Source organism: Hyphomonas sp. GM-8P, assembly GCF_003263315.1.
GTDB lineage: Bacteria > Pseudomonadota > Alphaproteobacteria > Caulobacterales > Hyphomonadaceae > Hyphomonas.
Genome location: NZ_AWFE01000103.1, coordinates 1 through 5,669, shown reverse-complemented (window position 1 = coordinate 5,669; position 5,669 = coordinate 1). Strand labels below are relative to the sequence as shown.

At 56.0% G+C, this 5,669-nt stretch carries 5 protein-coding genes; all 5 read left to right on the top strand.

Features of this window, described 5'->3' with window-relative positions; translation table 11 throughout:
- On the top strand, positions 1 to 194 hold a 194-nt coding region (locus HY26_RS19305; RefSeq protein ID WP_233351654.1), incomplete at its 5' end, for a hypothetical protein.
- A complete protein-coding gene (locus HY26_RS15295; protein WP_112073999.1) occupies positions 184 to 2,124 on the top strand; it encodes a DUF3363 domain-containing protein in 1,941 nt (646 codons plus the stop codon). The genes HY26_RS19305 and HY26_RS15295, both read left to right, overlap by 11 nt.
- Positions 2,125 to 2,221: 97 nt before the next feature.
- Positions 2,222 to 2,989 carry a hypothetical protein gene (locus HY26_RS15290; RefSeq protein WP_112073998.1) on the top strand — a complete coding sequence of 256 codons (768 nt, stop codon included), beginning with the start codon at positions 2,222 to 2,224 and terminating at the stop codon, positions 2,987 to 2,989.
- A gap of 112 nt (positions 2,990 to 3,101) precedes the next feature.
- The gene (gene traG / locus HY26_RS15285) at positions 3,102 to 5,063 is read left to right on the top strand and encodes an IncP-type conjugal transfer protein TraG (RefSeq protein WP_112073997.1); all 1,962 of its coding nucleotides are present in this window, start codon (positions 3,102 to 3,104) and stop codon (positions 5,061 to 5,063) included.
- A gap of 1 nt (position 5,064) precedes the next feature.
- Entirely contained in the window at positions 5,065 to 5,499 is a 435-nt protein-coding gene (locus tag HY26_RS15280; protein WP_199288561.1) for a hypothetical protein, read from the top strand.
- The last annotated feature ends 170 nt before the right edge of the window (positions 5,500 to 5,669 follow it).

The window sequence follows — 5,669 nt, the reverse complement described above, 5'->3', positions numbered from 1 at the left end:
CAGGGTTGACAGGATGGGCGGGTTTAGTGAGTGCAAGATTAAAGCTCATGCACCAAGAGGCGCATAAGTCATTGTCTGCACATCTCATTTTTGGCGCCTTATGCCGCGAAATGTGGAGCACACATTTTGCTGAATCTTCTGAATTTACTGGCCTTTTATGGTGCATGAGGGCGCGATTGTCTCATGGTGGATGACTCTGACTTCACGCCGCGACTTGGCAAACTTCGTGACGTTGGCGCGGGCGCATCAAAGCGCTTTCGATCCCGAGTTTTCAAGGCGACGAAAGGCTTCGCCAAGTCGCAAGGTAGATCGAAATTTACCGGGGCCAGATATGGCAGAGGCGGCGCGGCAGCCATGCACGCGCTTCAACGCACGCGGCGGCTATCGCAAATGCGCATGCGCCGCGTTGTCGTAAAGGTTCATATCGCGCGCGCAAATGGCGGGATCGGTATCAGGGCGTATGGTCGCCATCTCGATTATATCCAGAGGGACGGCGTTGATAGAGGGGGTGAAGGTGGTGAGCTCTATAGTCGGGACGGTGAAACAAGTGATGGGCGTAGCTTTGTCGAGCGCAGCCGTGACGACCGGCATCAGTTCCGCATTATTGTGTCACCGGAAGATGCCCACGTGCTATCAGACATGAAAGCCTCGACGCGGGCGCTCATGCGCCAGATGGAACGCGACCTTGGCACGCGGCTCGACTGGGTGGCTGTTGATCATCATAATACGGGTCATTCGCACACGCACATCATTGTCAGGGGCAAGGATGCGCAAGGCGCGGATCTGGTCATCGCGCGGGACTATCTTACAAGAGGCCTGCGCGCGCGGGCCGAAGAAGGCCTAACCCAACAGTTGGGGCCTCGCCGCGATGTTGAGATTGCCAAGGCGAGATATCGCGAAGTGTCTCAGGACCGGTTCACCAACCTCGATCGTGAGTTGGCCAAACTGTCAGTCGAAGAACATGTCGAATTGCCCGCAATGGCAGGCTCTGGCGGTCGCTTCATGCACAGCCTCTATCAGCAGCGATTGTCGTATCTTGAAACCCTGCATTTGGCACAGCCGAGCGGGACAGGCCGTTGGCGGTTGAAGGAAGGCTGGGACCGGGCGTTGAAGGCCATGGGACGGCGCGGCGATATTGTGCGGGGTCTAACGGCTGGATTGGCACCAGGTGAGATATCGACGGGGATACGGTTGTTTGAAGAAAGGCCCTTGGATGCGAAGACGCTGACAGGTGTTGTGCTTTCGCAAGGTCCTGATGATGAATTGCGCGATACGCGGTTTCTGTTGGTTGAAGATACCCAAGGTACGCGCTGGGCTGTCGCTGCGCATGGGATTGAACCGGGTGGATTGCCGCCGCGCGGGGCAGTGATTGAAGTGTCTGCGGCACTGCGACAGGCGCGTGCATCAGATCGGGTGATTGCGAATATCGCAGAGCGCAATGGCGGGTATTATTCGGATGACCTACATACCGTTGCCGATCCGTCCTCTTCGCGCAATTTCCGAGAGGCGCATAAGAGGCGACTGGAAGCACTGCGCAGGGCTGGACTTGTCACACCCCCGGCCGATGGGGTCTGGGAGATTGACGAAGCCTATTTGAAGCGTGCGGCAGAGTTCGAAGCATCTAAAGGCGGTGGCGTAAAAATACAGGTGCGATCATGGATGGCGCTTGAGACACAGATTGAAGCGCGTGCTGAGACCTGGCTGGATAGCGCTAAGCCCCTTGAAAATGAACCTCCCGACGGACGCATCGGCAAGGCGCGTTCAGCGCGGTTGCTCTTCCTTCAGCGCGACGGGTTTGAACTCGAGGATGGCGAGTTGACGCAAGACGTGCGTCGCCGGTTGCGGATGGAAGAGTTGAAGTTTGCAGGCCAGAATGAATTCAAACGATCTGGCCGGACTGGGGTAGAGTTGTCGTTCGGCGAAACATTCGAAGGGAAGTTTGAGCGGACAGTCGATCTGGCGCAGGGGCGTATGGCGATCATTGGTAAAGAGAAGACCTTCGCGCTGGTGCCATGGCGGCCTGCTCTTGAACGTCATCGCGGCGCGTCACTGGTTATTGAACAGCGGGCTAAGGGATTGTCTTGGAGTTTCCCGGGCGCAAGTCAGAGAGGGATGGCGCGGTGAGGATGAAAGAGTTCATGGGTGCGATTCGATGAAGCCTGTTCTCCTCTACACCAAATAGTGCTCAGCTAGTCCATCGAGTCTGAAACGGGTTTTACTTATGGACGAATTGTTTGATCAAGCGGTTACTACTGCACTTGGCTTTTATGTTTATGGTCTAGGAGACCCCCGAATTAGCGATCCCCTTCGCAAGTTCTTTTACATCGGCAAGGGAATTGGAAATCGTGCTTTTAGCCACCTTGAGGGCGTAGTCGAGGCATCTGAAATGTCGCTCAAGTTAGACCGAATAGCTGAAATCCGAGCATCTGGTTTAGAGCCACAAATCTCGATTATTGCTCACGGTCTGAAGGAAACCGAGGCCCTCCGGCTGGAAGCTCAACTCATTGCGATTATTGACGGGCTCACCAACATTGTTGGTGGGCATTTTGGAAGAGATTTCTGGTTGAGCCCGCAAGTTGTTCGGGAAAGATATGGAAAGCCGATTCATATTAATAACTTTGAGAGGCCAGCACTGTTCGTAAGCCTCAACGGCGGGGACGATCTACCGCCCTATCCTGAAATCGCGAATGACCCTGAAGAGTTGAAGCGAAGAACACTAGGAGATTGGACAATCGGGGAAAGTAATTCAGCTCGCGTGCGCTTTGTTGTCGGTTGTTACGCGCAGCTTGCCCGGTGTGTCTATTGTGTAGAGGGCTTCAGGTTCGAACGCATTTCGGCTGAGAAGCGCCATGGGAAGAATCGCAGTCGATGGACGGATGGGCACCGCGAGCCAGAGCTCGAAAAACGAGTTGAGGAGCGTATTGTTATTGGCCGTTCCGACAAAAGTGTGACGAAGTTCGGGCGAACGCCTTGGAACTTCGTCGCCTAGGCGTTCTCTCTCTATGACAAAGTTCATGCCGCGATTTGCCGCCATTTTCACTGGTCGAGAGTGCGCCTCGCCGTGAGACTGCACGGGTTTTCTTGCCCGGAGGTTCTGGCTCATGTCGCCATCCAAGATATTGATCGGTCAGTTCCTGATTGTCCTGACCATAATTGCCGCAACGATGTGGGGCGCAACGCAATGGGTTGCGGCTGAGCTTGGGTATCAACCAGGGCTTGGGAGGCCATGGTTTGTCTGGGGCGAGGTGCCAGTCTATCGGCCCTGGCGCTTGTTCCAGTGGTGGTACGCTTATGAGGCCTATGCGCCTCGCGTATTTGCGAAGGGCGGTGCGATTGCGGCCAGCGGCGGATTGCTTGGCATTCTGGCCGCTGTTGTGGGATCAGTCTGGCGTTCTCGCTGGGAACGGCGGGTGACGACCTACGGCTCGGCGCGATGGGCGGAGCGGAGCGATCTTGTAAAGGCGAAGTTGCTTGGTGGGGACGGCGTCTTTCTGGGGCGCTGGAAACGCGACTATCTTCGCCATGATGGCCCTGAGCATGTCATGGCCTTTGCGCCGACGCGTTCAGGTAAGGGCGTGGGACTGGTCGTGCCGACGCTTCTGTCTTGGACAGGCAGTGCCGTCATTCATGACATCAAGGGCGAGAACTGGGAGCTGACGTCCGGCTGGCGCTCGCAGCTTGGACCCTGCATCCGGTTTGATCCGACAGATGAGGCCTCCCCGCGCTACAACCCACTGCTTGAAGTGCGTAAAGGCAAGTTCGAAGTCCGCGATGTCCAAAATATTGCTGACATCCTTGTTGATCCGGTCGGTAGCCATGAAAGCCGCGATCACTGGGACAAAACGGGCTACGCGCTGCTCGTCGCAGTCATGCTGCATGTGCTTTATGCGGAGGACAACAAGTCACTGGCAGGTTGCGCTGAGTTCCTGTCGCATCCGCAGCGCACCATTGGCGAAACGCTCGAGCTGATGCTCAAAACGAAGCATCTGGTTGGTGGTGATGGGCGTGGGCGCGTTCACCCATATGTCGCTCGCGGTGCAAGGGCGATGAAGAACAAGTCGGAGAATGAGCGTTCCGGCGTTCTGTCGACAACCTTGACGCTCCTCGAAGTGTTCAGCGATCCGATCATCGCCGACCTCACATCGACCAGCGATTGGGGCGTGATGGATCTGGTTGAAGCGGCGCGGCCGGTCTCGTTGTATTTGGTTGTGCCACCGTCAGACATTTCCCGGACACGGCCCTTGATGCGGCTGATCCTTAATCAGGTTGGCCGCAGGCTGACGGAGCGCCTGCCTGATTCTGGACGACGCAAAGTTCTGCTGATGCTGGACGAGTTTCCAGCATTGGGGCGGCTCGACTTTTTCGAGACGGCGCTCGCCTTTCTGGCAGGCTATGGCATTCGGGCGTTTCTGATCGGTCAGTCGTTGAATCAGATCGAGAAGGCCTATGGCGCGAACAATGCCATCCTCGACAATTGTCATGTGCGAGTGGCGTTCGCGACCAATGATGAGCGCACGGCGAAACGCATTTCTGAGGCGCTGGGAGCGAAGACCGAACTGCGCTCTCAGAAGAACTATACTGGCCATCGTCTGGCGCCTTGGCTGTCTCATATGATGGTTTCGCGCCAGGAAACGGCCCGGCAACTTTTAACGCCCGGTGAAGTGATGCAGCTTCCGCCAAAACAGGAAGTATTGATGGTCGCGGGTGTGCCGCCGGTCATGGCCGACAAGCTGCGCTATTTCAAAGATCGTAACTTTACAGAGCGTGTCCTGGCACCTGCGCAGGTGTCGCTTGATGGGATTGGGCCTGAATCTCTCTGGTCGGACAAAGCTGAACCGGAAGAAAGCGTAGCTATGCTTGCGGATATGGCGGGGGAGGAAGGCGGGAAAGGACTTCGCCGTGAGATCGAGCCGCAGCCGACGAAGGAGATTGAAGCTGAGGGGGCTGAGATTAACCTCTCAGATGATGATCCGCTCGATCCCACCGACGCGCAGCATTTGGAGACAATCCGGCGTGCTGCAGCGCTCGACCTCTCCGATCCTGATACACTGCCGGAGTTTTGAAATGGGAAAGCCACGTGTGAATCTGCGACTTTCCCATAAACTGCATGCCGAACTTGAACGACGTACGGCGGCCTCAAGCGTTACCAAGACAGAAATTGTTGAGGAGGCGCTAAGCCGCTTTTTTGACCCTGAAGCCAACCTTGTCCTTGAGCAGCGCCTCTTGCGTAGGATGGATGCGTTTGATGAGCGCCAAAGCGAGATTGAACGGGATACAGCGCTCTGCCTCGAAACTCTCGCACATTTCGTTTTTTATTGGCTGACCCGCACCGAGCCTATTCCCGAAGGTGAACGCGATGCAGCCCACGCTTTGGGGCAGCGTCGCTTCGACCACTTCATCGGGCAGGTCGCAAAGAAGCTTAGTTATGACAGAGGTGTCCTTGCGCGGTTTCTGGCCACGTCCGATTCTGGTTTGGTCTCATCCCCTGAGAATGAATGAACTGTGTCGGAAAATCCGCGCTTGGCACGGATTGTCATGCACAAGAAAGAGTCTGTAAGCGGAAGAATCATGTTGAATAATCCGCATTTAGCGCGGATAATGAGACATGGTTTATGATCAACGATCCGGGCTTTCGAGTTTGACCTGAGCCCCAAATGGTCCCGCATTTG